20 protein-coding genes are annotated in these 21,568 nt (G+C 65.9%); 7 read left to right on the top strand and 13 right to left on the bottom strand.

Annotated features, from left to right (window positions below):
* Position 1 precedes the first annotated feature (1 nt).
* The 5 genes from ACODS0_RS02555 to ACODS0_RS02575 form a co-directional block, all read right to left on the bottom strand.
* The gene (locus ACODS0_RS02555; protein WP_488832543.1) at positions 2-1,033 is read right to left on the bottom strand and encodes a lactonase family protein; all 1,032 of its coding nucleotides are present in this window, start codon (positions 1,031-1,033) and stop codon (positions 2-4) included.
* Between the two features lie 167 nt (positions 1,034-1,200).
* Positions 1,201-2,484, bottom strand: a complete 1,284-nt coding sequence (locus ACODS0_RS02560; protein WP_176886894.1) for a TRAP transporter large permease — start codon at positions 2,482-2,484, stop codon at positions 1,201-1,203.
* A gap of 2 nt (positions 2,485-2,486) precedes the next feature.
* Entirely contained in the window at positions 2,487-3,005 is a 519-nt protein-coding gene (locus tag ACODS0_RS02565) for a TRAP transporter small permease (protein ID WP_176886896.1), read from the bottom strand.
* Positions 3,006-3,086: 81 nt separating this feature from the next.
* The gene (locus ACODS0_RS02570; protein WP_121422561.1) at positions 3,087-4,076 is read right to left on the bottom strand and encodes a TRAP transporter substrate-binding protein; all 990 of its coding nucleotides are present in this window, start codon (positions 4,074-4,076) and stop codon (positions 3,087-3,089) included.
* 64 nt (positions 4,077-4,140) lie between these two features.
* The gene (locus ACODS0_RS02575; RefSeq protein WP_488832548.1) at positions 4,141-4,959 is read right to left on the bottom strand and encodes an NAD-dependent epimerase/dehydratase family protein; all 819 of its coding nucleotides are present in this window, start codon (positions 4,957-4,959) and stop codon (positions 4,141-4,143) included.
* Positions 4,960-5,086: 127 nt separating this feature from the next.
* On the opposite strand from ACODS0_RS02575, the gene ACODS0_RS02580 reads away from it, so the two are divergent.
* The 6 genes from ACODS0_RS02580 to ACODS0_RS02605 all read left to right on the top strand — a co-directional run bounded on the left by ACODS0_RS02580 (position 5,087) and on the right by ACODS0_RS02605 (position 12,507).
* Positions 5,087-5,815, top strand: a complete 729-nt coding sequence (locus ACODS0_RS02580) for a FadR/GntR family transcriptional regulator (RefSeq protein ID WP_121505524.1) — start codon at positions 5,087-5,089, stop codon at positions 5,813-5,815.
* A 319-nt stretch (positions 5,816-6,134) separates the two neighbouring features.
* Complete coding sequence (locus tag ACODS0_RS02585; RefSeq protein ID WP_488832551.1) at positions 6,135-7,574, top strand: aldehyde dehydrogenase family protein; 1,440 nt, start codon at positions 6,135-6,137, stop codon at positions 7,572-7,574.
* 165 nt (positions 7,575-7,739) lie between these two features.
* Positions 7,740-8,102, top strand: a complete 363-nt coding sequence (locus tag ACODS0_RS02590; protein WP_121422557.1) for a DUF2946 family protein — start codon at positions 7,740-7,742, stop codon at positions 8,100-8,102.
* A gap of 135 nt (positions 8,103-8,237) precedes the next feature.
* Positions 8,238-10,448: a TonB-dependent receptor gene (locus ACODS0_RS02595; protein ID WP_488832555.1), complete on the top strand. Its 2,211-nt coding sequence runs from the start codon at positions 8,238-8,240 to the stop codon at positions 10,446-10,448.
* A 19-nt stretch (positions 10,449-10,467) separates the two neighbouring features.
* Entirely contained in the window at positions 10,468-12,078 is a 1,611-nt protein-coding gene (locus ACODS0_RS02600; protein ID WP_488832557.1) for a PepSY domain-containing protein, read from the top strand.
* 111 nt (positions 12,079-12,189) lie between these two features.
* A complete protein-coding gene (locus tag ACODS0_RS02605; protein ID WP_055402051.1) occupies positions 12,190-12,507 on the top strand; it encodes a hypothetical protein in 318 nt (105 codons plus the stop codon).
* An 82-nt stretch (positions 12,508-12,589) separates the two neighbouring features.
* On the opposite strand, the gene ACODS0_RS02610 is transcribed toward ACODS0_RS02605, so the two are convergent.
* The gene (locus ACODS0_RS02610) at positions 12,590-14,218 is read right to left on the bottom strand and encodes an ABC transporter permease (protein WP_121505519.1); all 1,629 of its coding nucleotides are present in this window, start codon (positions 14,216-14,218) and stop codon (positions 12,590-12,592) included.
* Between the two features lie 118 nt (positions 14,219-14,336).
* Here ACODS0_RS02610 and ACODS0_RS02615 point away from each other — a divergent pair, with 118 nt between their 5' ends.
* Positions 14,337-15,416 (top strand): ABC transporter ATP-binding protein, encoded by a 1,080-nt coding sequence (locus ACODS0_RS02615; protein WP_055402047.1) that lies wholly within the window; start codon positions 14,337-14,339, stop codon positions 15,414-15,416.
* Between the two features lie 85 nt (positions 15,417-15,501).
* Here the strand turns inward: ACODS0_RS02615 and ACODS0_RS02620 are convergent, their stop codons facing one another.
* The 7 genes from ACODS0_RS02620 to ACODS0_RS02650 form a co-directional block, all read right to left on the bottom strand.
* A complete protein-coding gene (locus ACODS0_RS02620; protein ID WP_121421089.1) occupies positions 15,502-16,734 on the bottom strand; it encodes a Yip1 family protein in 1,233 nt (410 codons plus the stop codon).
* Positions 16,735-16,916: 182 nt separating this feature from the next.
* A complete protein-coding gene (locus tag ACODS0_RS02625; RefSeq protein WP_488832562.1) occupies positions 16,917-17,654 on the bottom strand; it encodes a lysophospholipid acyltransferase family protein in 738 nt (245 codons plus the stop codon).
* 27 nt (positions 17,655-17,681) lie between these two features.
* Positions 17,682-18,977, bottom strand: coding sequence for a dihydroorotase (locus ACODS0_RS02630; protein WP_431150591.1), 1,296 nt, complete (start codon positions 18,975-18,977; stop codon positions 17,682-17,684).
* Positions 18,978-19,056: 79 nt separating this feature from the next.
* Positions 19,057-20,019: an aspartate carbamoyltransferase catalytic subunit gene (locus ACODS0_RS02635; protein ID WP_008903259.1), complete on the bottom strand. Its 963-nt coding sequence runs from the start codon at positions 20,017-20,019 to the stop codon at positions 19,057-19,059.
* Positions 20,020-20,021: 2 nt separating this feature from the next.
* The gene (gene pyrR / locus ACODS0_RS02640; RefSeq protein WP_228896299.1) at positions 20,022-20,543 is read right to left on the bottom strand and encodes a bifunctional pyr operon transcriptional regulator/uracil phosphoribosyltransferase PyrR; all 522 of its coding nucleotides are present in this window, start codon (positions 20,541-20,543) and stop codon (positions 20,022-20,024) included.
* Positions 20,540-20,959, bottom strand: a complete 420-nt coding sequence (gene ruvX / locus ACODS0_RS02645; protein WP_121505516.1) for a Holliday junction resolvase RuvX — start codon at positions 20,957-20,959, stop codon at positions 20,540-20,542. Before ruvX ends, pyrR begins: the two co-directional genes overlap by 4 nt.
* Positions 20,956-21,555, bottom strand: coding sequence for a YqgE/AlgH family protein (locus ACODS0_RS02650; protein WP_055393353.1), 600 nt, complete (start codon positions 21,553-21,555; stop codon positions 20,956-20,958). The genes ruvX and ACODS0_RS02650 overlap by 4 nt, the downstream gene beginning before the upstream one ends.
* Positions 21,556-21,568: the final 13 nt, after the last annotated feature.

The following is a 21,568-nucleotide window of genomic DNA, read 5'->3' on the forward strand; positions in this document are numbered from 1 at the left end:
ATCAGGCATCAGGCTGCATGGGCAGCACGGTAATCCAGTTCGGGTTGAGCCCCACATCGTGCTCGGCCACCTGGGTCAGGGCACCGCTGCCAGGCGCGATCAAGTGCACACCCACACGGTGGCTGATCTGGCCTGCGGCAATCAGGTGGCGCCCGTCCGGAGTGATGGCAAAGCCCCGGGGCTGCAGTTGCGTAGACCAGTGGTCGATGGGGGCCAGCAGGCCGGTGACCGCATCGATGGCAAACCCGGCCAGGGTGTGGCTGTTGCGCTCGCTGGTGTACAGCCAGCGGCCATCAGCGCTCAGGTGCAGGTCTGCGCCCCAGGCCGGGCCTGCAAAGCCCGGTGGCAATGTGGGCAGGCTTTGCAGCAGCTCCAGGCCTCCGCTGGCTTCGTCCCAGGCCAGCACATGCACGCAGGCATCCAGCTCACCCAGCAGATAGATGCGGTCGCCCCGCGCGTTGAAGCGCAAGTGCCGGGGACCTGTGCCTGCTGGCAGGGCGAACACCGCAGGGTCGGTGGGTTGCAGCGCGCCCGTGGCGGCGTCGAATCGGTAACGGTGCAATTGCCCGCCCCCCAGTGAGGCGGCCAGCACGAAGCGGTTGCCGGGGCTGACCAGCGCACTGTGGGCGTGGCGACCGGTGGCGTACGTGGTGGCACCACGCCCCGCAGCGACAACCCCGTCGGCAGCGATGGCCTGCACCGCGACCAAGTCCGCACCGTAGGAAGCACTCAGCAGCCAGCGCCCCGTGTTATCGGTGGCCAGGTGGGCCATGCTGGCGGGCAACGCGGCCTCGCTCAACACCTCGGCGCAACCCGCGCGCGCATCCACCGCCAGGGTGACCACGGCCAGCGGGTCGCTGCGGCGCGCCACATACAGGCGGGTGCCGTTCGGGCTGAGCGCCATGGGCATGAGCTGCCCGCCCAGCGCCAGGACCTGCTCGGTGCGCAGCTGCCCCGAATCCGACGCCAGACGGAGCCCATGCAACTCACCGCTGTCAGCGCAGGAGACAAATACCAGGGTATCGGTAGCCATCGTGTGTGTAACCATTTCAGTGCACCACGGAGCTGCCCACTACCCTCGGCCGATGGAACGAGCAGGGACTAGGCCAGAGGCGCCGAGCAAGGGCCGCCCCGCAGTGAGGGCGTCGTCCCCCTTGAGGGGGAAGGCGCCGAAGGCGACTCAGGGGGTGCTTCATTTCTTCACAGTCCCATCGCTCGGGGCAGCCACAGCGAGATGGCGGGCACGTAGGTCACCATCAGCAGCACCACAAACAGCGCCACAAAGAACGGCATCATGGCCTTGGTAACCACACCGAGCGGCAGCTTGGCCACGGCAGCACCGGTGAAGAGCACCGTGCCCACGGGCGGCGTGATGAGGCCAATGCCCAGGTTGACCATCATGATCATGCCGAAGTGCACCGGGTCCACACCCAACAGCTTGACCACGGGCAGCAGGATGGGCGTGAGGATCAGGATGAGCGGCGACATGTCCATCAGGCAGCCCAGCAGCAGCAGCATGATGTTGATCATGGCGAGGATGACGTACTTGTTGTCCGACAGACTGGTGAGGAAGGCTGTGACCTTCATCGGGATCATCATCATCGTCATCAGGTAGCCAAAGGCCGCCGCAAAGCCGATGAGGATCATCACCACCGTGACTGTCTTCACGGTGCGGTGCACCAGCTTGGGCAGGTCGCGCCACTTGTAGTCGCGGTAGATGAACATGGTCACGAAGAACGCCCACACCACCGCAATCGACGCCGACTCGTTGGCCGTAAAAACGCCCGACAGAATGCCGCCCAGGATGATGACCATGGTCATCAGGCCCCACAGCGCCTCCACACAGATCTTGAGCGCCTGCTTGAGCGGGATGACCTCGCCCTTGGGGTAGCCTTCACGGTGCGCGGTGAACAGGCACAACGCCGCGAGCGTGAGGCCCATGAGCAGCCCCGGCAGCACACCGGCCATGAACAACGCAGCAATTGAGACCGTGCCACCTGCGGCCAGCGAATACAACACCGCGTTGTGGCTGGGCGGAATCAGGATGGCCTGCACCGAACCGCTCACGGTGACTGCCGTGGCAAAGGGGCGCGGGTAACCCTTCTTTTCCATCTCGGGGATCAGCACCGAGCCGATGGACGCCGTATCAGCCACCGACGAGCCCGAGATGGCGCCGAAGAAGGTGGACGCCAGAATGTTGACCAGCGACAGCCCGCCCCGGATAAAGCCCACCAGCACGCCCGCAAACGCCACCAGACGCCGCGCCATGCCACCCTCGGCCATGATGGCGCCAGCGAGCACGAAGAACGGAATAGCCAGCAGCGAGAACTTATTGACGCCAGAGGCCACCTGGATCATCACGGCATCGAGCGGAAGGTCAATCCACAACGCACCGACCAGGGCCGAGAGGCCCAACGAATAGGCGATCGGCACACCGATCATCATGAGCACGAAGAACGTGCCCAGCAGTACCAAGGTATCCATGATCAGGCGCCTTCCGTCAGTTCTTCAAAGCGCACGATGCGCCGGTGGTTCTGCGGTCCGAAGACCATCTTCTCCAGCACAAACAGCAGCGTGACGGCCGCGCCGATGGGCAGCGACGCATAGGTGGCGCCCACGGGCAACCAGGGCAGCTCCGCAATGCCCTGGCCCCAGGTTTCAATGCACAGGTTGGTGCCATACCAGGCCACAAAGCCGCAGATGACCAGCATGAGCAGATCCACCAGCACCGCCAGCAGCCGCTGCAACGGGGCGGGCAATTTTTCGGTGAGCATGTTGACGGCGATGTGCCCGCCCGCACGGTAGGCCGCCGCAGCGCCGATGAAGGTGAACACCATCATGAGCAGGATGGCGATGGGCTCGGGCCACTGCGAGCCCGTGCCCATCACATAGCGGCTGAACACGCCCCAGGGGATGATCAGCGACATGAAGAAGATGGCGGTGCCGGCCGCCCAAATGGTGGCCAGGTAGAGCCGGTCCATCCAGCGCAAAAAGGGGTGGTCCATACAAGCAGGTCTGAAAGACAAAGAAAAAAAGGCGCAGGCAACCCACCAGGAGCTCGCCCGCGCAAGACGCAAATCCAGTGCTTACTTCACCGCCTCAATGCGCTTCATCAGGTCTGCATAGTTGGCGCCGTACTTGGCACGCACGGGGGCAGTGGCGTCATAGAAGGCCTTGGTGTCCACGTTGATGAACTCCACACCGGCTGCCTTGAGCTTGGCGGTGTAGTCCTCCACGCTCTTGTCCCACAGGGCGCGCTGCTCCAGCTGCGCTTCGCGGCCAAACTTCTTGAGCAGTGCCTGGTCGTCCTTGGAGAGCTTGTCCCACGTGACCTTGGAGACCACCAGCAGTTCGGGAATGATCAGGTGGTTGGTCTGCGTGTAGAACTTGGCACCCGTGCTGTAGTGGTTGCTGGTGAAGAAGCTGGGCGCATTGTTTTCAGCGCCATCCACCACGCCGGTCTGCAGGGCGGTGAACACTTCGCCGTAACCCATCGAGATGCCGTTGCCGCCCATGGCATTCATGGTGTCCACGAACAGCGGGTTGCCCATCATGCGCACCTTCTGGCCCTTGAGGTCAGCGGGGCTGCGCACGGGTTTTTTGGTGTACAGGCTGCGCGATCCGCCATCCATCCAGCCAATGGCCACCAGCTTGGCGGGCGACGCGCTGATCTTGGCCAGCAGTTCATCGCCAATGGCGCCGTCGATCACTGCACGCATATGGTCCTGGCTGCGGAACACGAAGGGCATGTTGAACACATTCACCTCAGGCACCACCGTGCCCACCGGGCCGAGCGAGGTGCGCAGGATGTTGATGGCGCCGAACTGCGTCTGCTCGATCATTTCCTTCTCGCCGCCCAGCACGCCACCGGGGAAGGTCTGGATCTTCAGGCGGCCATTGGTGGCGGCGTCAAGCTTCTTGCCCATGTTCTCCACCGCCACCACATTGGGGTAGCCAGCGGGATGCACGTCGGCCGCCTTCAACACCATGGACTGGGCCTGGGCGGCAACGGGAAGCATTGCCATCGCGGCCACAGCGGCGGCGCAGGCAGTCAGCAGGGATCGGCGAAAGGTCATGGTTTGTCTCCGGTGGAATGGTTTTTGAGTGATGCGAAATGGACGGGAATCCCGGCGCCAAGGGTCATTCGAAAGGACCTGTGCGCACGAACGGACCGCCCTGGTAGATGACGGCGGGGTCGCTCAAGTCGGGGTGCGGGTCGGCCGCCTCCACCTTGGCGCGGAAGGGCTCGGAGCTGTCCTGCGGGCGGTAGCCGATGTGGCGCGCCAGGGTGTTGTCCCACCAAGTGGTGGTGTTGTCGCCCATGCCGTAGATGATGCTGTGGCCCACCACCGGTGCCGTGAGGCTCGCAACGACGAGGCGCTCCAGGTCGTCGTAGCTCATCCAGGTGGCCAGCATGCGGCGGTTGCGCGGCTCGGGGAACGATGAGCCAATGCGCAGGCACACGGTTTCAATGCCATAGCGGTCAAAGTAGAAGCGCGACAAATCTTCGCCAAAGGCTTTGGACACGCCGTACAGGCCGTCAGGCCGGGCCGGGTCGTTGGGGCCCACCACTTCGTCCTGGCGATAAAAACCGGTGACGTGGTTGGAGCTGGCAAACACCACCCGCTTGACGCCTTGCTTGCGCGCCGCTTCATACAGGTTGTAGACACCCACGATATTGGCCTGCAGGATGGGCTCCCAGGGCTGCTCGGTGGAGACGCCCCCGAGGTGCACCAAGGCATCAACGCCCTCCAGCAAGCTGAGCACGGCGCCCGCGTCTTCGAGGCGTGCGGGGCGCAGCTCCTCCCCTGCGCCTTCGTCGCCCAGGTTCGCGATATCAGACAACCGCAAGGTGGCGCAGTAGGCTTTCAGGCGTGCACGCAATTCCTGGCCCAGGCCTCCGGCAGCTCCGGTCAATAGCAGGCGTTGGAAACGAATAGGCGTCGGATGGCAAGGCATGGCGGTTACAAAGGCAGAGGTTCTTGGTACAGTGGCAACAGATTCCGTTGAACGTCATCAGTTGTCGTACAACGAAAAGCAATGTACTGCTTCTGCCCCCGGCGCCCCATAGGGATAACACCAAGAAATGACCACCGATACCCCGCTTCGCCGCAAGCCCCGCACACTGGCCCTGGAGCTTGTCGAATCCCTGGGAGACCGCATCCGCGACGGCCGCCTGGCCCTGGGCGACAAGCTGCCCACCGAGGCCGCCATCATGGCCGAGTTCAGCGTGAGCCGCACCGTGGTGCGCGAGGCGATTTCCAAGCTGCAAGCCTCTGGCCTGGTGGAAACGCGGCACGGCATCGGCACCTTTGTGCTGGGGCTGGGGCAGGCGCCCGGCTTCAAGATCACCCCCGACCAGTTCAGCACCCTGCGTGACGTGATTGCCGTACTGGAGCTGCGCATTGGGGTAGAAACTGAAGCCGCCGCGCTGGCCGCGCAACGCCGCACCGAGGCCAACCTGAAAGCCATGCGCGAGGCGCTGGACGCCGTGGCAGCCGCCGTGGATGCGGGCCGCGACGCGGTGGCGGCGGACTTCCAGTTCCACCTGGAAATCGCACGTGCCACGCAGAACAGCCACTTCGCCGAACTGATGGGCACGCTGGGCAGCATGATCATCCCGCGCGCCCGCCTGGCCGCCATGGATTCGGCCAATGACGAGCGGCGCCAGTACCTGCGCCGTGTCAACGGCGAACACGAAAGCATCTACGACGCCATCGTGGGGCAGGACCCCGACGGTGCACGGGCCGCCATGCGCACCCACCTGGCCAACAGCCGCGAACGTCGGCGGCGCGCGCAGGCCGAAGCGGGCTGAATCACCCCAGCCGAGTCACTCCTTCATGAACCCTGGGGAATCATGGCCAAGGTGAGGTACACGGTTGTCCCATCAGTAGTTACCCGACACCCCAGGGGACTTCTTATGTTGTACGATGACATACAACGAAATGTTGCAATGCTTTCGCGCGTTCGGGGCTGCGGCGCCGTTCAAACCACCAGGAGTTGTCTGTCGTAAAGCCCTCAGCGCACATTGAAAGACATCCTTCCTGGGTGCAGCGCCAGTTTGCGCTGCGCACTCGGCATGCAACCGCCCCTTTTTTTCTCAACACCCTCTTCTTCACCACCACACCACCACCATGCATGCAAACCTGATTGGCGGCGCCTGGACTGACGGCGTTCGCACCTACCAGAACACCAACCCGTCCGACACGCGCGATGTGATAGGCGACTACGCCGTGGCGAGCCGCGAGCAGGCGCTGGAGGCCGTGTCGGCAGCCCACGCGGCGTTCCCCGCATGGAGCATGTCCACGCCCCAACAGCGCTTTGACATCCTGGACGCCGTGGGCAACGAGATCATCGCGCGCAAGGCCGAGCTGGGCGACCTGCTGGCCCGCGAAGAAGGCAAGACCCTGCCCGAAGCCATCGGAGAAGTGGGCCGCGCCGCTGCCATCTTCAAGTTCTTTGCCGGCGAGGCGCTGCGCCCCGGCGGCGAGATGATCCCGTCCGTGCGCCCTGGCGTGGGCATCGAGATCACACGCGAGCCGCTGGGCACCATCGGCATCATCACGCCGTGGAACTTCCCCATCGCCATTCCGGCCTGGAAGATCGCCCCGGCCCTGGCCTATGGCAACTGCGTGGTGTTCAAGCCCGCCGAGGTGGTGCCCGGCTCCGCCTGGGCGCTGGCCGACATCCTGCACCGCGCAGGGCTGCCTGCCGGTGTGTTCAACCTGGTGATGGGCCGGGGCTCGGATGTGGGCGCCGTGCTGCTGGAAGACGAGCGCATTGCGGGCGTGAGCTTTACCGGCTCCGTCGGCACGGGCCAGCGTGTGGCCGCCGCCTGCGTGCCGCGCGGTGCCAAGGTGCAGCTGGAGATGGGCGGCAAGAACCCGTTTGTGGTGCTGGACGACGCCGACCTGAACGTTGCTGTGGGCGCCGCCATCAACAGCGGGTTCTTCTCCACCGGCCAGCGCTGCACCGCCAGCAGCCGCTTGATCGTGACCGAAGGCATCCACGACCGCTTCGTGGCCGCCATGGTCGAGAAAATGAAGACCCTGAAGGTGGACGACGCCCGCAAGGCCGGCACCGACATCGGCCCCGTGGTGGACGACCGCCAGCTCGCGCAAGACCTGGAATACATCGGCATCGGCCAGCAGGAGGGCGCCAAGCTCGCCTACGGCGGCGAAGCCCTGGAGAAGAACGCCGACGGCGCGCCCGGCTACTACCTGCGCCCCGCCCTGTTCACCGAGACCACGCCCGGCATGCGCATCAACCGCGAAGAAATCTTCGGCCCCGTAGTGAGCGTGCTGCGCGCCAAGAACTACGAGGAAGCGCTGGCCATGGCCAATGACACGCCCTTCGGCCTGGCCAGCGGCATCGCCACCACCAGCCTCAAGCACGCCACGCACTTCAAGCGCCACGCCCAGGCCGGCATGGTGATGGTGAACCTGCCCACGGCGGGCGTGGACTACCACGTGCCGTTTGGCGGCCGCAAGAGCAGCAGCTACGGCCCGCGCGAGCAAGGCCGGTATGCGGCCGAGTTCTACACCACGGTCAAGACGGCCTACACCCAGGCCTGAACCTGGCGCCGCCGCCGACGCGGCGGCGCCAGCAGCCACGGTGCTTGCCCTGCGTCAAATTGCCACAAAATCCGGCCCTGGCGCCGATGCAGAAAGCGAGTAACGCTATAACATTTATAGCAAATCGCCTCGCACCGCTGTGTGGCCGCAGTATCATCGCGCCCCATGACCGCCCTCCCACGAACAACCTTTGCCGCGCTGCGCCTGTGGGTGCTGGCATGGTTCGTGGCGTCGATGGGGGTGGCGATTGCATCGCCGCTGGTGAACCCGCAATCCTTCGAAGTGATCTGCTCGGGCACCGGCGCCATCAAGCTGCTGGTGCAGACCGACGATGGCACGGTGGAGATGGGCGCCATGGGCATGGACTGCCCCTTGTGCGCCACTCCCAGCGCGCCGCCCCCCACCCCGGTAGCCGCCGTGCTGCCACCCCACCCCCTGGCCCATGCGCTGCAGCCCGTCGAGGCCGCCCGCATCGCAGCGGCCACGGCAGCCCCCCTGCCCGCACGCGGGCCCCCATCGCGCTCTTGATCTGATGCCTGTTGGCAGTACCCCGTACCTGGTGGTCGGGCGCTGCCTTGTTCCCGCTGGTTTCCAGACCGCGCAGCCCTGCGTGCACTCCACGCGGGCCTGGTTGCGCTGTCGCCTCAAGACAAGAGCGTTTTCATGTCCCGTTCGTACTCCTCCTCCCGCCATGCTGCGGGCTCTCCGCGCCTGCCTCTTTCTCCTTCGTGCTGGGGCGTGTTCGCCACCTGCGCGCTGGCCTCCCTCTCCGTCCCTGCCCAGACCACCACGCCCACGCTCAAGGCCGTGGACGTGGTGGACACCGCCGCATCCCCCAACGGCAAGCTGAACCTGGACACACCCGTGGACACCGGCAGCCGCCTGGGCCTGACGGCGCGCGAGAACCCGGCCTCCGTCACCGTGGTGGATCGCGCCACCATCGACGCACGCGGCGCACAGGACACGCAGGAAATCCTGCGCGCCGTGCCGGGCGTGGTGGCGCACAACGCGCCGGGCTCCATGTCCGCGCACTACCGGGGCTTCACCAGCAACTCGGTCGCGCAGCTGTACAACGGCATCAACCCGCAGTACGGCAGCGCCACACGCGCGGTCGATAGCTGGATCTACGACCGGGTCGAGGCCATCGGCGGCGCGTCGAGTTTTCTGTACGGATCGGGCGGCGTGGGCGGCTCCATCAACTACATCACCAAGACGGCCGAGCGCAGCGACTTCACCGAGGGCCAGCTGCGCCTGGGCTCCTACGACCTGAAGGAAGTGTCGGTAGGCCTGAACCGCCGCATTGCAGGCGGCGATGGCAGCGCAGGCCCTGCGCACTACGCGCGCATCGACATCAACCACCGCAACGCAGGCAGCTGGATCGAAGGCACCAGAACACAGTCCACCCAACTGGCGACCTCGCTGCTGTCGGACCTGGGCGGCGACTTCACGCACACACTGGCCTACGAATACCAGAAGGACCACGTGGACCGCCCGTACTGGGGCACGCCGGTGCTCAATCCCGCCGTGGGCGCGCTGGCCATCGACCCGGGCACGCGCTTCAAGAACTACAACAGCGCCGACGGCATGTACGAGCAGCGCGTGCAATGGCTGCGCTCGGTGGCGCAATGGCGTGTGTCGGATGCGCTGCAGCTCAAGAACACGTTCTACGTGTACGACGCCCTGCGCGACTACCGCAACGTGGAGACCTACACCTTCAATGCCACCAACACGGCGGTCACGCGCACGTCCCCGCTGTTGCAACGCCACGACCAACAGCTCGTGGGCGACCGGCTGGAGGGTACGTACCAAGGCCAGCTCGCGGGCCGAAAGAGCGACTGGGCCTTTGGCCTGGACGTGAGCGTGAACAAGCAGACGCGCTTCCCGTTCGGCCCCTCGGTCACCGTGAGCACGGTCAACCCGTACCACTTCTCCACCGAGAACTTCTTCGACATTCCCGGCATGTCACCCGTCCTGAACCCTGACAAGGACAACAAGATCACCAACACCGCGCTGTACCTGGAAAACCGCACCCTGGTGGCCTCCGGCGTGAACGTCGTCACCGCGCTGCGGCACGAGCGCATCGATCTCGACCTGGTGAACCGCCGCGCCGTCACAGCCACCGCGCCCGCCACCTTCAGCCGCAGCTACAGCCCCACCACTGGCCGCCTGGGCGTGGTGTGGGACATTGCGCCCGGCGCCAACCTGTATGCGCAGGCCTCCAACGCGGCCGACCCACCCTCGGGCTCGCTGGCCTCTGCCTCGTTTGCCGATGTGCGCAACAACAGCGAACTGACCACGGGCCGCCAGGTCGAGGTGGGCAGCAAGTTCGACTTCTGGGACGGCAAGGGCAGCGCCACGGTGGCGGCCTTTGACATCCGCCGCAAGAACATCGCCTCGCAAGACCCGTCCAACCCCAACCTCACGGTGCTGGTGGGCGAACAGTCGTCCAAGGGCGTCGAACTGTCGGCTGGCATTCGGCCCACGCCGCAATGGCAGTTGCAGGGCAACCTGGCGCTGACCCGCGCGCGGTACGAGAACTATGTGCAGGGCGGTGTCTCGCGCGCGGGCAATGTGCCCCAACTGGTTCCGCAGCAGGTGGCCAACCTTTGGGCCTCGTACGCGATCACGCCCACCGTCACGGCCAGCGTGGGCGTGCGCCATGTGGGCAAGGTGTACGGCAACGCAGCCAACACCAAGTTCTGGCCGTCGTACACGCTGCTGGACCTGGGCCTGGCCTGGAAGGTCAACAAGACCACTACGCTCACCACCCGCGTGCGCAACGCCACCGACCGCATCTACGCTGCAGAGACGCGCGACCAGGTCTACCTGGGCGCACCGCGCACGCTGGACGTGACACTGCACACCGCGTTCTGACGCAGGCAAGGAACCGGACATGCCACACGCCAAACGCTGGCTGTACCTCGTCCACCGCTGGCTGGGCGTGCTGCTGTGCGCCTTCTTCGCCATGTGGTTCCTCTCGGGCGTAGTGATGATGTACGTGGGCTACCCCAAGCTCACGCAGGCCGAGCGGCTGGCCCACCTGCCGCCGCTGCGCAGCGCAACGCTGGGCACAGAGCCTCTGCTGGAGCCCGCTGACGCCTTGGCGCACGCAGGCCTGACAGGCCCGCTGCAGGACCTGAGGCTCGCCGTGGCCAGCGGCGCGCGCGCGGTGTACATGGTGGTTCCCGCCGCCCCTGCCGGAGACTCCGTACCACGCCCAAGCAGGGCGCCAGCGCCTGCGGTCATCGACGCCCTCACGGGCGAACGGTTGCAGCGCGTAGACGCCGAGCACGCCCTCGCTTCGGCTCGCGCCTTCGCGCAGGAGCCCGGCGCACGGATCGCACACCTGGGCACGATCGACGAAGACGCCTTCACCCACTCGCGCGCGCTCGACGTGCACCGCCCCCTGCACCGCCTGCACCTGAGCGACAGCGCGGGCACCGTGGTGTATGTGTCGGGCAGCACGGGCGAGGTGGTGCGCGATGCGCCGCTGCAGGAGCGCGCCTGGAACTACGCAGGCGCCTGGATCCACTGGCTCTACCCCTTCCGGGGCAATGTCTTCAACGGCTACTGGACGGACATCGTCAACTGGCTGTCCATTGCGGGCATCGTGCTCACGCTGACGGGCACCGTGGTGGGTGTGCTGCGCTGGCGCTTCCAGGGCCGGTACAAGACCGGTTCGCGCACGCCCTACCGGGGTTTCATGATGCGCTGGCACCATGTGTTCGGGCTGGTGTTTGCGCTGATCACATTCACCTGGATCTTCAGCGGCCTCATGTCCATGAACCCATGGAAGATTTTTGACAGCGGCGCCGCGCCACTGCGCCAGCAGGCCATGAACGGCGGCCCGCTGGTGTTGCCCCCGCAAGCCGCCGCCGTGCAGGCTTTGCTGTCAGGCGTTTCGCCGAACACGCGGGAGCTGCGCTGGGTGCAAAGCGCGGGCCACCCGCTGGTACTTGCGTACAGCCCGACCGGCGCCCCCGCGCTGCTCGATGCGACCACCGCCGCACCCCACCAGTGGCCCCCAGGCGCGGTGGCCGAGGCCGCAGCGCGCCTGCTGCCCCACGCCGTGGTGCGCACCGAAACGCTGACCGCCTACGACCTGCATTACTACGACCGCGCCACCCACACCATGACGGGTGGGGGCGACAAGCCCCTGCCCGCGCTGCGCCTGGTGTTTGACGACCCCCATGCCACCTGGGTCCACATCGACCCCCACACCGGCGCCGTACTCGGCCGCACCGACAGTTATCGCCGTACCAGCCGCTGGCTGTTCTCCATGCTGCACAGCTGGGACTGGCTGCCACTGCTGGAGCGGCGCCCGCTGTGGGACATCGTTCTCATTGTGCTGAGCCTGGGCGGTACGTTGCTGAGCGCGACGGGGGTGGTCATTGGATTGCGGCGGCTGGGCGCCAAGTTCGCATTCGCAGCGGGCCCGGCGTCGCAGCTTGCCGGACAGGGCCGCCGCAGGCGCGCCCGTGTCTTGCCTACGACAGGTGGCTGAGCCGTCATTTTTTGTTTGATACTTTTTGTTTCAAACAACTACACTGGGCTTCACCCACCGCACGTCCATCCCGGGCGTGCGGGGGCTCCATCCCTCGCAGAGATTTTCCCCATGCAACTGATCCGCACCATCACTGGCGCCGCCCTCCTGTTGGCCGCTGGCACTTCGGCCTGGGCCGCCACCGACTACAACCGCCCACCTGCAGGCGACGCGCAATACCGGCAGTGCCTGAGCTACTCTGCCACCGTCTACGAGGGTGGCAACGAGCCCAGCCCTATCAAGGGCCAAACCAAGGCCCAGGCCTGGTGCACCTGCATGTGGAACGAAACGCCCGAAGATTTCAAGGGCAACCTCGTGAAGTTCGCCGAAACCCGCAAGGGCAAGGAAACCAACAAGCTGTGCGAGAAGCACTCCGATTGGAGCGAATGAAAAGGGTCCGCTCACAGCAGCGCACTGCCAGCCGCCCTCGGGCGGCTTTTTGTTGGACGGGAGCGGGATGCCTCAGCGCAGGTCACCCCCGGCTGCGCAGCGTGCGGCTCAGCAAGATCACCGGCACCAACCCCACGGCCACCAGCGCCAGGGACGGCAACGCCGCCTCACCCAGCCGCTCATCGCGCGCCAGCTGGTAGGCCACCACGGCCAGGGTGTCGCTGTTGAAGGGGCGCAGCACCATGGTGGCGGGCAGCTCCTTCATCACGTCCACAAACACCAGCAGCGCGGCAGCAGCGGTAGACCGCTTGAGCAGCGGCCCATGCACGCGCGCCATCAGGCCCACGCTGCCCATGCCCAGCATGCGAGCAGAGTCATCCAGGCTGGGGGGAATTCGCGCGTATCCGCTCTGAATGGACTGCAGCGCCACCGCGCAGAACCGCACCAGGTACGCCCATACGATGCCCAACGCCGTGGCCGTGACCAGCGCGCCCACGCCCCACTGCGGCATGGCCGCCTGCAGCCAGCCCACGGGCAGCAGCAGGCCCACCACAATGACGGCGCCCGGCACGGCGTAGCCCACGCTGGCCAGTTGCACCACGCCGCGTGTGATGGCGTCCGGCTGGCGGCGCACTGCAAATGCCAGCGCCAGGGCGATGACCACGGCCAGCACGGCGGTGATGCCCCCCAGGCGCACGCTGTGCCAGGCCCATTCCATGAAACGCTCCCACGGCAGCACCGACCAGTCGGCCGCCAGCGGGCGCAGCATGAAGAGAACCGGGGCGACAAAACCCATCACCACCGGCACCGCGCACACCACCCAGGCGGCCCAGCGGCGTGCGCCGCGCAGCGCCAGGGGTTGTGCCTCGGCCGAGCCTGCGCGCCCGCCGCCTGTGGCGAAACGCATGCGCTTTTGCGCGCGATGTTCCAGGTGCAGCAGCGCCATCACCACCACCAGCAGCATGGTGGCCAGCTGCGCGGCGGCCAGGCGGTTGTCCATCGACAGCCAGGCCTTGTAGATGCCGGTGGTGAAGGTCTGGATGCCGAAATAGCTGGCCACACCAAAGTCAGCCAGCGTTTCCATCAGCACCAGCGCAACGCCTGCAGCGACTGCTGGGCGTGCCAGGGGCAACGCCACGGCGCGGATGCGGCGCGACAGCGGAGCGCCCAGCAGCCGCGCGGCCTCCATGAGGTGCGCGGCACGCTCGCCCAGCGCTGTGCGCGCCAGCAGGTACACATACGGGTACAGCGAAAAGATGAACACCCACACCGCGCCGCCCAGGCTGCGCACCTCGGGCAGCAGGCGGCCTTCCAGGCCAAAGGTGTTGCGCAGACCCACCTGCAGCGGGCCGCTGAACTGCAGAAAGTCGGTGTAGGCATACGCGGTGACATACGCAGGCATGGCCAGGGGCAGCAGCAGCAGCCACTCGAAGGTGCGGCGGCCCGGGAAATCAAACAGCGTCACCGCTGCTGCCGTGCCTGTGCCCACAATGGCCGCGCCCAGGGCCACCAGCACGCTCAGCCACAAGGTGGTCCACACATAGCCAGGCAACACGGTGGCCGCCATCTCGCGCAGGATGGCGCCCGCCTGCGCATCGCCCTGCCCCACGGGCAACCACGATGCGAGCACGGCCAGCACGGGCAGCGCCAGAAACCCCGCGAACAGGATCAAAGGGATGGTGCGAAGGGCAGAAAATGGCGTGCGGCGCAAGGCGAGTGGCTCGGCAAAGTAAGAAAGCGCACACCCGCTGGCAGGCTCAGGCCGGGCAACGATCAGGAATGCAAATGCGAATTTTAAGCATTCGTCCCTGCCCGCCTAGAATCAAGCGATGTTTCTAGAGGTCTCCCAACTCGAAGTGCGCTACGCAGGCCGCCCCAACGCGGCGGTGGAAGGCGTCACGCTGGGCCTGCATGCAGGCGATATCGGTGTGCTGATCGGCCCCTCGGGCTGCGGCAAAACGACGCTGCTGCGCGCTGTGGCAGGGCTGGAGCCCGTGACGGGCGGCGAGATCCGCCTGACCAAAAGTGTGGTCAGCAGCGCCACGCTGAGCGTGCCGCCCGAGCTGCGGCGCATTGGCATGGTGTTCCAGGACTACGCGCTGTTCCCGCACCTGTCGGTAGGCCGCAACGTGGCGTTTGGCATCCACCAGTTGCCCCGTGCCGAGCAGGCCGCGCGCGTGGCCGAGGTGCTGCAGCTGGTGGGGCTGGAGGGCAGCGAGAACCGTTTTCCGCACGAGCTTTCTGGCGGGCAGCAGCAGCGTGTGGCCCTGGCGCGGGCCTTGGCACCACGCCCGCAGCTCATGCTGCTGGACGAGCCTTTTTCGAACCTCGACGTGGACCTGCGCGAGCGCCTGGCCCACGAGGTGCGCGGCATTCTGAAAGCCGCTGGCGCCACAGCCCTGTTTGTGACGCACGACCAGTTCGAGGCCTTTGCCATTGGCGACGTGATCGGCGTGATGCACGAAGGCCATCTGCACCAGTGGGACGATGCGTACACGCTGTACCACCGCCCCGCCACACGGTTTGTGGCCGACTTCATCGGCCATGGCGTGTTCGCCCCTGCCACGCTGCTGCAGCGCGGCAACAACGTGGTGGCGCAGACGCCGCTGGGCGAGCTGACCGACCTGGAGGAATGCCCCCTGCCCAGCAGCTACCCCGGTGGCGAATGTGATGTGCTGCTGCGTGCGGATGACATCGTGCACGACGACCATGCCCCCGTGCAGGCGCAGATCGTGCGCAAGTCGTTCCGGGGTTCGGAGTTTCTGTACACGCTGCGCCTGGCCAGCGGCCACACGGTGCTGGCGCATGTGCCCAGCCACCATGACCACGCCTTGGGCGAATGGATAGGCATCCGCGCCCAGGTGGACCATGTGGTGACGTTCCCCCGCGAACAGGGAACCACCATCTAAGCCAAAATAGGCTCTAGCGCTTATCCACAAAGCGCTGGTTGCTATTATTTTTGATACCCCATGGCGCCACGGCGCACTGCAGTCTTCAGGATTTTCCCTTGCGCTGCAGGCTTTCCAGGGCATTGAGATCCACCTGCGACATGAAGCCCCGCAGATCCTTCACGCCCATGTTGTCGCCCTCAATGCTGACCACCAGGCCGTTTTTCAGGATGGTCTTGAACTCGGCATGGCTGCCGTCCTTTTCATAGCGCTGGTGCAGGGTGCGGCCACCCTCCTGCCAGGTCTTCTCGGCGCTCGTTGGGTCTTCTTTTTCGCCCTGGGCCATGCCCATGGCCATGACCGCCATCTGCCCCAGGCCGCCGATGTCCACGATCTCCAGGCGCACCTGCTTGTCATCGCTGCCGTACTGCGCACTGGCCTGGCTGGTGGGCAGGCCCAGGGCGGCACCGTCCTGCACATCAAAGCCCGTTCGCGGCAGGCCGGCGAGCTTCTCGGGCAGTGCCGCCTTGAGCGATTGCGCCGCAATGGCCTGGCCACCCCCCAGCGCACCTGCGGCGGCCTTGGCGGCATCACCAGCAGCCGCGGCAATGGCGGCGGGGTCCTGGCTCTTTTGCGCTTCTTCCATCTTGCGCGCAGCCTCTTCCATCTTCTTGCCTGCGGCCTCCAGGCCGGCGGTGTCGATGGACACCTTGCCGCCCGGCGTATTCATCGTGATGGCGGGCGCATCGGCCCCGCCAAACATCGCTCCGCCACGGGGCAGGAAGAGCGCACTGACGGCGCCGATGACCACCCCCATCACAATGGCCGCGATGATGACCACCACGGTGTAGACCACCGACTTGTCGGGGGCATTTTTCATGAGCACCGGCAGGCCGGTGTAGAGCAGGTAGATGGAGTACAAAGCCGCCAGCAGGCCCAGCATGGATAGCGCAGGCAGCAGGCTGAACACCCCGCCCAGCATGGCCGCCGTGCTGGCATACACCGCCACCTTCAGGGCCTGGATGGAGTTTTTCTGGCCACCAAAGGTGGAGGCCAGCGCATCGATGATGAGCCCGAGCACGAAGATGCCCACGAGGCTGAGCACATACGACACCACCATGTTCACCAGCCCCGAGACAAAGGGCACGCGGATGGTGACGCCAAAGCCCCCAAAACCGATCAGCGACATGCCAATGAAACCGCAGACTGCCGGAATGGCGGCCAAAATCATGGCGTAGCGGGTGTACAGGGTGGCGGCGTCGGTGCTCTCGGCCTCAATGGTGACCCAGGTGTCCTTGGGTTGCAGAAGAATGCTCTTGGCGCGCTCAATCAGGTTCATGGTGCCCTCCCGGCAGTGTGGATGAGCCTGCCCACGCATTTGCAAGCGCTTGCAGGCGAAAGACGCGGACGATACGGGAAATTGCGTGCAATAGAGATCGGATGTGCAGACCGCGCTGCTGCAAACGTGGAATATGCACGCTTTTGCCCACGGAAACCACCCCCTGCCCCCAGAGCGCCAGCTCAGGCTTTGCGCAACTGATCGACCGTATCGTGCAGGTGCTGCGTCCAGGTACGGCGGTCGCGCTCGCCCGCCAGCTCGGGGGGGCCGTAATGCACCACAGCCTCGATGGGCGGGGCGCACAGCGTGCGCCAGATGGAGCCCACCAGGGTTTCGTCGCCGATGTAGCTGGGCGCAAAACTGGTGGCACCCGTGGCCTTGTCGGCAAAACGCAGGCCCACGGGCTGCACCGGCGCCTGCGCCACCACAGCGGCTTGCAGCAAATTGGCGTGAAAAGGCAGCATCTCGCGCCCATCGCCCGTGGTTCCCTCAGGGAACACGGCCAGCACCTCGCCCCGCTCCAGCGCCTCCTGCATCGACCGGACCATGCGCAGCGCATCACGGCGCGAGCTGCGCTCGATGTAGAGCGTGCCTGCGGCCGTGGCCAGGGTGCCGATCAGCGGCCAGCCCTGTACGTCGGACTTGGAGACAAAGCGGCAATGCCGCGCCGCGTGCATCACCGGGATATCAAGCCACGAGATGTGGTTGGCCACCAGCATCACCGGGCCGGTGAGCGGCGGCTGCCCAAAGATGCGCAGGCTGATGCCAAGGTGCGCCAGCAGTTGCAACGACCACACCTGCACCCGGGCATGCTGCTGATCCGGCGAGAGCGCTGGAAAACGCAACGCCACGATGGCCAGCCCTTTGACAATGTGGCCCAACAGGCGCAGCAGGCGCCAGCAGGCACGCAAAGACTTCACCGCAGGGCCTCGCAGCGTCGCACTACCTCAACCCCGGTCAAAAGCCACCTGGCCACCGACGAGGGTCATGCGCACACAGCCAGGCAGTTCGTAGCCCGAGAACGGGGTGTGTTTGCCCTGGCTGCGCAATGCGTCGTCCTGCACCGTCCACGCCGCCTGCGGGTCAAAGATGCACAGGTCGCCCACGCCACCTTCCACGATCTGGCCGACGCTGGCCTGCAGTGTGCCCAGGGCGCTGCCGAGCACGCGCGCGGGTTCAGACGTGACGGTGGCGAGCGCACGCTGCAGGGGCACACCGCTGTCCTGCGACCACTTGAGCGCGAGCGACAGCAGCAGCTCCAGCCCCGTAGCGCCGGGCTCGGCCTCGGCAAACGGCAGGGTCTTGGCATCTTCATCCACGGGCGTGTGGTCGGACACCAGGGCGTCGATGGTGCCGTCGGCCAGCGCGGCGTTGAGTGCGTCGCGGTCGCGCTGCTGGCGCAGCGGGGGCGACAGGCGGGCGCGGCTGTCGAAGAAGCCGATGTCCACGTCAGTGAGGTGCAGCGAGTTGATGCTGACATCAGCCGTCACCTTCAGGCCCTCGGCCTTGGCACGGCGGATCAGCTCCACCCCCGCCGCGCTGCTGATGCGGCACAGGTGCACACGGGCGCCGGTGGTCTTGAGCAGTTCAAAAATGGTGTGCAACGCAATCGTCTCGGCCGCCACGGGCACGCCCGACAGGCCCAGGCGCGTGGCCAGCGGGCCGCTGGCAGCCACGCCCTTGCCCAGGTGCATCTCCTGCGGGCGCAGCCACACGGTGTAGCCAAAGGTGGCGGCGTATTGCAGCGCGCGCTGCAGCACCTGGGTGCTGGCCAGCGGCACCTCGGCCTGGCCAAAGCCCACGCAGCCGGATTCGGTCAGCTCGGCCATCTCGGTCAGCACCTCGCCTGCAAGGTTGCGCGTGAGGGCCCCCAGAGGGAACAGGCGCGCCTGGTGCAACTTCTCGGCGCGGAACTTGAGCATCTCGACCAGGCCGGGCTCGTCGAGCACGGGGTCGGTGTCAGGCGGGCAGACCAGGCTGGTCACGCCACCGGCCACGGCGGCGGCCATTTCGGATTCGAGCATGCCTTCGTGTTCGTGGCCGGGCTCGCGAAGGCGCGCCGCCAGGTCCACCAGGCCGGGCAACACGATGCAGCCAGCAGCATTGATGGTGCGGTTGGGCGCAAAGTCGGGGGGCACGCGGTTGACGCTCACGATGCGGCCTGCCGCCAGCGCGATGTCGCAGGTCTGGTCAAGCCCCGAAGCGGGATCGATCACACGGCCGTTCTGGATCAGTATCTTCATGATTTCAAGCCAAATTGGCTGCTAGCGCTTATTGGACAAGCGCTAGCAGCTATGAAAACAGGAGTATTCATTCCAAGCGTCATGCTTCGTTACCAGCAACGATCGACATGACAGCCATGCGGACCGCAATACCGAAAGTCACCTGAGGCAGGATCACGCTCTGCTTGCCATCGACCACGGCGGAGTCGATTTCCACACCGCGGTTGATGGGGCCGGGGTGCATGACGATGGCGTCGGGCTTGGCCAGTTGCAGCTTCTCCTGCGTGAGGCCGAAGCTCTTGAAATACTCCTGGCTCGACGGCAGCAGGGCGCCGCTCATGCGCTCGTTCTGCAGCCGCAGCATGATGACCACGTCGGCATCCTTGATGCCCTCTTCGAGCGTGTGGCACACGCGCACGCCCATCTGCGCCATATCCGACGGCACCAGGGTGCGCGGGCCCACCACGCGCACCTCGGCGCAGCCCAGCGTGGTGAGGCCGTGGATGTCCGAGCGCGCCACACGCGAGTGCAGCACGTCGCCCACGATGGCCACGGTGAGGTTGCTGAAGTCCTTCTTGTAGTGGCGGATGGTGTACATGTCCAGCAGCCCCTGCGTGGGGTGGGCATGCCGGCCATCGCCCGCATTGATCACATGCACATGGGGCGCCACATGCTGCGCAATCAGGTAGGGCGCACCGGATTCGCTGTGCCGCACCACAAACAAGTCCGCCGCCATGGCCGACAGGTTGGCGATGGTGTCGAGCAGCGACTCGCCCTTGCTGGCCGAGCTGCGCGCGATGTCGAGGTTGAGCACGTCGGCCGACAGGCGCTTGGCCGCGATCTCGAACGTGGTGCGGGTGCGCGTGCTGTTCTCGAAGAACAGGTTGAACACGCTCTTGCCACGCAAGAGGGGCACCTTCTTCACTTCGCGGTCGTTCACGCTCACGAAGTTGGCCGCCGTGTCGAGGATGTGCGTGACGATGTCGCGCGGCAGCCCTTCGATGGACAGCAGGTGGATGAGTTCGCCGTTGCCGTTGAGTTGGGGATTGCGCTTGTGCAGCACGGTCAGGCCTCTTTGACTTGGAATTGGAAGATGCCGCTGTCGTCGCGCGCCAGGGCCAGCGACTGGGCGGCAGGCAGGGCCACGCGGGCAGCGGCAAAGTCGGCCTGCACGGGCAGCTCGCGCCCACCCCGGTCCACCAGCACGGCCAGGCGCACGCTGGCGGGGCGGCCGTAGTCGAACAGCTCGTTGAGCACGGCGCGAATGGTGCGGCCGGTGTAGAGCACGTCGTCGAGCACCAGCACATCGGCACCGTTCACATCGAACGGCAGCGCCGTCTGCGCGCTGGCCGACAGGCCGCGCTGGGCGAAGTCGTCGCGGTGCATCACCGACGAGAGCACACCGGCGGGGCCTTCGAGGCCCAGGTCTTTTTGCAGGCGCTCAGCCAGCCAGGCACCGCCCGAGGCAATGCCCGCCAGGCGCGTGGTGGGGGTCAGCATGCTGCGCACGCCGCGCAGCAGTTCGCGGTACAGCGCCTCGGCGTCAAGCACCAGGCTGCCGGACATTCCGGGGGATGGGGTGGTCATGGGAGATTCCTCAAAAACTGTTCCAGGATGATGCAGGCCGAAGCGGCGTCGGCATCCTTGGCGCCACCTGCGATGGCTTCGGTGGTGCTGTAACGCTCGTCCACCTCGAACACCTGCAAACCAAAGCGGCCGCGCAGCTGGCGGCCGAACTTGAGCGCGCGCTCGGTGTTTTCGTGGCTTGCGCCATCAGGGTGGTAGGGCACGCCGATCACGAGGGCGTCGGGCTGCCACTCCTTGATGCGCTGCGCCACCTGCACAAAACGGGCGTCACCCTCGGCCTTGATGGTGGCCTGCGGCGTGGCGCTGCGCAACATGCGGTTGCCCGTGGCGACCCCCGTCCGCTTGAGGCCAAAATCGAAAGCAAGAAAGGTCTGGAAATGCGCAGGAACGGCGGGCTGAACGGGCAGGCCGGTCATGCGTGCCCCGCCTCGGGCGACAACATCCAGGCCTTGAGGCCCAGCAGCGAAAGGGCCCGGTCGTAGCGCTCGGGCACAGGGGTGTCGAAGATCACGGACAGATCGGCCGCCACGGTGAGCCAGGCGTTCTCGGCCAGCTCCGATTCAAGCTGGCCCTCACCCCAGGACGAATACCCCAGCGTGATGAGCACGCGGCGCGGGCCTGCGCCCGTGGACAGCGCTTCGAGCACGTCCTTGGAGGTGGTCATCTCCAGCCCGCCGGGGATGGTCATGGTGGAGGCATATGCCGATTCATCGGTTTCTGCCTTGTCCATGAGCATGGGCTCATGCAACACAAAACCGCGCTCGGTCTGCACTGGGCCGCCTTGGAAAACAGGTTCCTGGGTGAGATCTTCGCGCCGCAGGGACAGGTCTACCTTGTCAAAAAGGCCTTTGAGGGTGATGTCCGAAGGCTTGTTGATGATGAGGCCGAGTGCACCGCGTTCGCTGTGCTCGCACAGGTAAACGACGCTGCGCGAGAAAGACTCATCTTCCAGACCGGGCATCGCAATCAGGAAGTGATGCGTCAGGTTGATGGGCGCAGAATCGAAAGACATTCGGCAATTTTAA

The organism is Acidovorax sp. FG60 (genome assembly GCF_057808995.1).